The sequence below is a fragment of the Chitinivibrionales bacterium genome (genome assembly GCA_014728215.1).
GTDB lineage: Bacteria > Fibrobacterota > Chitinivibrionia > Chitinivibrionales > WJKA01 > WJKA01.
The window spans coordinates 1-4,958 of the sequence record WJLZ01000209.1; the positions used below are offsets into that span (position 1 = coordinate 1).

The window sequence follows — 4,958 nt, forward strand, 5'->3', positions numbered from 1 at the left end:
TATGTCAAAGCGATAAAGCTTCTCAGTGTTGCCGGAGCCTACTGGCGAGGTGATGAAAACAACAAGATGCTACAGCGGATTTACGGCGTCTCTTTTCCAAAAAAGTCCATGCTCGATGAGCATCTCCGGTTGCTTGAAGAGGCCCTGAAACGGGATCACCGAAAACTGGGAAAAGAACTCGAACTCTTTTCGTTTCATACCGAAGGTGCCGGGTTTCCATTCTGGCATCCCAAAGGCATGGTACTCTACAATACAATATTAGATTATTGCCGGAAAGAGCATATCAAGGCCGGCTATCAGGAAATTAAGACACCGATTATTCTCAATGAAGAATTATGGCGCAAAAGCGGGCATTGGGATAAATACCGCGACAACATGTATTTCACCGAGATCGACGATATCATGCATGCGGTGAAGCCCATGAATTGTCCGGGCGGTCTGCTCATATATAAAAGTCAGGCCCACTCCTACCGTGAGTTTCCCATGAAAATCTGTGAATTCGGCCTGGTCCACCGTCATGAAAAAGCCGGTGTACTTCACGGCCTTTTCAGGGTACGCAACTTTACCCAGGATGATGCTCATATTTTCTGTCTTCCCGATCAGATTGAAGATCAGATTGAGGAAGTCATCAACTTTATCATGAAAATTTATCGGGTTTTCAGTTTCAACGATTATAAAATCGAGTTGTCGACCAAACCCGAAAAGTATATCGGCTCCGATGAGATATGGGAGAAAGCCGAAGCCGCGCTTGGATCGGTACTGAAAAAGATGAACATCGATTACCAGTTGAATCCCGGGGACGGCGCCTTTTACGGGCCTAAAATCGACTTCCATATTAAAGATTGTCTTAATCGTACCTGGCAGTGCGGAACTGTGCAGCTCGATTTCAGTATGCCCGAACGGTTCGATCTGGAATACACCGCCCCTGACGGCTCAAAACAGCGTCCGGTGATGATCCATCGTGCGCTTTTAGGGTCAATGGAGCGGTTTATCGGAATTCTTCTCGAACATAGCGGTGGCTCGTTGCCGGTCTGGCTTTCGCCGGTCCAGGTGGCGGTCATCCCGGTTTCCGAACGGTTCTCCGAATACAGCAACGCTGTCTTTGAAAAACTCAGGAATGCTGATATCCGGGTGGAGGTGGATGACAGATCAGAAAAAGTCGGCTATAAAATCCGTGCGGCTGAAGTCCGGAAAATACCCTACATGGCTGTTGTTGGTGAACGGGAAGAACAGTCACAATCCATTTCCCTTCGCGCCCATGGAGAGGGAGATAAGGGAGCGATGTCGCTTGATGATTTTATTCAGAAAATAAAGACTGAAGAAGTCGAAAAGAAGTAATCATATTATCATGTACTGAAGGAGGTTTTTATTCAAAAACGCAAATTCTTTGCCAAAAAAGAAGATGAAACCCGTATCAACCACAGGGTACGTGCATCTCAAGTCCGACTGATCAGCGAAAGCGGCGAACAGGTGGGAGTTGTCCCAACATCGCAGGCGCTTCAACGGGCACTGGATGTCGAGTTAGATCTTGTCGAAATTGCACCGAATGCCAATCCACCAGTATGCAAGATCATGGACTACGGCAAATTCAAATATGAAAAATCCAAAAAGGCCAAAGAAGCGAAAAAGAAACAGCACGTTGTTCATCTCAAAGAAATCAAGCTGCATCCTAAAACAGACGACCACGATTTCAACTTCAAAAAGGACCATGCACGCAAGTTTCTCATGCGAGGTGACAGAGTCAAAGTAACGGTTGTCTTCAGAGGACGGGAGATAACCCATAAAGAATTTGGCCAGCGAATACTTACCAGTATGACCGAAGATCTTGATGATATCGCTATTGTCGAACAGAATGCCAAGATGGAAGGTCGTAATATGGTCTCGATTTTTGTGCCGGATAAAGCAAAAATCAAAGATTTAAAGCGCAAGATGGAACAGGATGCGAAACGAAAAAAAGAAGCAGAACCCGAACAATAACACGCATTTTATATTAACAAGAGGACGGTATCATGCCAAAGATGAAAACACGCAGTGCAGTGAAAAAGCGTTTTTCCACCACTGCAAGTGGGAAAGTAAAGCATAAGGATGCTTATAAAAGCCATTTGTTAGGAAAAAAATCAACAAAGAGAAAACGGAATCTTCGAAAAGACGACGTAATCGAAAATAAAGCCCAGGAAAAACGTATCAAGCGTATGCTTGGAGAATAACACTACACTGCTTCAAGTAGTCACACGTTAAGGAGTATAACAATGCCACGAGCAAAAACCCGCGTATCATCACGCAACAGACGCAAAAAAATTATCAAAGCCGCAAAAGGATATTTCGGTAAACGGAAAAGCTGTATACGAACTGCCAAGGATGCGGTTATCCGGGCCGGTTCCTATGCCTATACCGGCAGAAAACAGAAAAAACGGAATTTCCGGTCCCTGTGGATCATGCGTATCAACGCAGCAGCCCGTCAAAACGGCACGACCTATGCTAAACTGATCGATGGTCTCAATCAGAAGGGTATTGTTCTCAATCGTAAAACTCTTGCCCATCTTGCGGTCCATGAACCCGAATCATTCACCAACCTCATCGAACAGGTCAAGGCGTAGCCAGTATTCATTCTATGGCACAGGAGGAAACCTACACGCTCGATGCCCTGGAGGAGCTTCGAAAGAATGTCTTTTCCGAACTCGATGATGCACAGGATGCCCAATCCCTGGAAGCGTTCCGGATAAAGTATCTGGGCAAAAAAGGAATTCTGCGCAATCTTTTAAAGGGCCTTAAAAACCTTCCGGTAGATCAGCGTAAGGAGTTCGGTGCACAGGCAAACAAGCTCCGCTCCGAGGTCGAAGAACGGTTTTCTGCAAAGACCGAAAAGAAAGAAGCGGGGGCTCAAAAGTCTGCAACGGCTTTCGATTCTACCCTTCCGGGCTATCCTTTTCCTCAGGGAAGTATCCATCCGCTGACCCGTATCCGCAATCAGATTCGCGACATTTTTATCACGATGGGCTTTGATGTTGCCTATGGTCCTGATGTTGAGAGCGATTACTATAATTTTGCGGCGCTCAACTTTCCGCCTTATCATCCGGCGCGGGATATGCAGGATACCTTCACGGTCTCTCCCGAAGTGGTACTGAGGACCCATACCTCACCGGTCCAGATCCGGGTAATGGAGAAGCAGAAGCCACCGCTCCGGTATATCATGCCCGGACGGGTCTACCGTCATGAAGAAATCAGCTCGCGCAGCTATTGCATATTTCATCAGATTGAAGGGCTGTATGTCGACCGCAATGTCTCTTTTTCGGACCTGAAAGGTACCCTGCTCGGCTTTGCCCGTCGTTTTTTCGATGATAAAACGCAGATAAAAATCCGTCCGAGTTTTTTTCCTTTTACCGAGCCTAGTGTTGAAATCGATGTCGAATGTTTTCTCTGCAAAGGCGCGGGATGCCCGGTTTGTAAGCAGAGCGGGTGGCTTGAGATTCTCGGTGCGGGAATGGTTCATCCCAATGTCCTTGCTTCCGGAGGGATCGACAGCGACATCTATACCGGCTTTGCATTCGGCATGGGTCTCGAACGCATTGCGCTTCTGAAATATACCATTGATGATATTCGTCTGTTTTTTGAAAATGACATTCGTTTCCTGAAACAATTTTAACTCTCTTTACAATATATTATGCTTATACCGTTACAGTGGCTTAAGGATTTTGTCGATATCACCGTTCCGGTGGACGAACTGACTGATGCAATTACCCGGGCCGGCCTGGAGGTAGCGTCGGTGAAAGAAATGCATATCCCATCGGGCATAAAGGTTGCAAAAATCCTTGGCCTTCGCCCCCATCCCAATGCCGACAAGCTCAAATTATGTGATGTCGATGCGGGGAAAAAAATGACAATCGTCTGTGGAGCGCCGAATGTCGTCGAGGGCATGTATGCGCCTCTGGCCACAATCGGAACGGTATTATCCCCCGAATTTACCGTCAAAAAAGCGAAAATCCGGGGCGTGGAATCCTCCGGCATGCTCTGTTCCGAAAAGGAACTCGGTATTTCGGATGATCACAGCGGTATTATGGCGCTTTCGGAAGAATTCGAGCCGGGGAAGGAGCTTTCGGAATATTTTCCGGGTGATTCGGTTATCGAAATAGAGATTACCCCCGACCGGGGAGATTGCCTGAGCATGCTCGGTGTTGCACGGGAGGTTTCGGCGGTATTAGGTCTTCCGCTCAAAAACACGGTAAAACATCCTGAAGAATCGGAGGGAAAGATCCACGATTTAATTTCCGTTGAAATTAAAAATCCATCTGCCTGCCCCCGGTATCTTGGACGGATGGTCACCGGTGTAACCATTGGTGAGTCTCCGGAATGGATGAAACGCCGTCTGCGGGAAGCCGGACTTCGGCCGATCAACAATGTTGTCGATATCACCAATTATATCCTTCTCCATTTCGGCCACCCGATGCATGCCTTTGATTATGATAAAATTGAACAAAAGAAAATTATTGTCGATAATGCGCAGCAGGGGCAGAAATTTATGACCCTCGATGAAGTGGAGCGGGAGCTGATTTCCAATGACCTGCTTATTTACGATGGAGAAAAGTCTGTTGCGCTTGCGGGCATTATGGGAGGCGCCGGATCGGCGATTTCCGAATCGACCACCGATGTGTTTCTTGAATGCGCCTATTTCGATCCGGTCACTGTTCGAAAAACATCAAAACGCCTCAACCTTTCAACCGATTCATCCTACCGGTTCGAACGGGGGGTAGATCCCGAGCAGGGGCTTGTCGATGCAATCGATACCGCAGCGGAGTTTCTCAGACTCTATGCCGGCGGGACTGTCGTACCCGGGTGCATTGATGAATGTCCTCAGCCGCTTGAGAAACGGACTGTCCCGCTCAGACCTGCACAGGTTTGCCGGCTTCTGGGAGTGACGGTAGAAAAAGATACCATTATCTCGTATCTGTCTTCTCTTGGAA

At 47.4% G+C, this 4,958-nt stretch carries 6 protein-coding genes; all 6 read left to right on the forward strand.

The window, feature by feature from the left end:
• A partial coding sequence (gene thrS, locus GF401_19095; protein MBD3347166.1) for a threonine--tRNA ligase occupies positions 1–1,338 on the forward strand: 1,338 nt, incomplete at its 5' end.
• A gap of 30 nt (positions 1,339–1,368) precedes the next feature.
• A complete protein-coding gene (locus tag GF401_19100; GenBank protein MBD3347167.1) occupies positions 1,369–1,977 on the forward strand; it encodes a translation initiation factor IF-3 in 609 nt (202 codons plus the stop codon).
• A 32-nt stretch (positions 1,978–2,009) separates the two neighbouring features.
• Positions 2,010–2,207 (forward strand): 50S ribosomal protein L35, encoded by a 198-nt coding sequence (gene rpmI, locus GF401_19105; GenBank protein ID MBD3347168.1) that lies wholly within the window; start codon positions 2,010–2,012, stop codon positions 2,205–2,207.
• Positions 2,208–2,249: 42 nt separating this feature from the next.
• Positions 2,250–2,597 carry a 50S ribosomal protein L20 gene (gene rplT, locus GF401_19110; GenBank protein MBD3347169.1) on the forward strand — a complete coding sequence of 116 codons (348 nt, stop codon included), beginning with the start codon at positions 2,250–2,252 and terminating at the stop codon, positions 2,595–2,597.
• Between the two features lie 14 nt (positions 2,598–2,611).
• Complete coding sequence (gene pheS / locus GF401_19115; GenBank protein ID MBD3347170.1) at positions 2,612–3,643, forward strand: phenylalanine--tRNA ligase subunit alpha; 1,032 nt, start codon at positions 2,612–2,614, stop codon at positions 3,641–3,643.
• Between the two features lie 18 nt (positions 3,644–3,661).
• The coding region (gene pheT / locus GF401_19120) for a phenylalanine--tRNA ligase subunit beta (protein MBD3347171.1) at positions 3,662–4,958 on the forward strand (1,297 nt) is incomplete at its 3' end.

Bases quoted from the DNA above. Each gene is read 5' to 3' on its own strand.
- rplT (MBD3347169.1), top strand. From the start codon at position 2,250: ATGCCACGAGCAAAAACCCGCGTATCATCACGCAACAGACGCAAAAAA.
- rpmI (MBD3347168.1), top strand. From the start codon at position 2,010: ATGCCAAAGATGAAAACACGCAGTGCAGTGAAAAAGCGTTTTTCCACC.
- pheS (MBD3347170.1), top strand. From the start codon at position 2,612: ATGGCACAGGAGGAAACCTACACGCTCGATGCCCTGGAGGAGCTTCGA.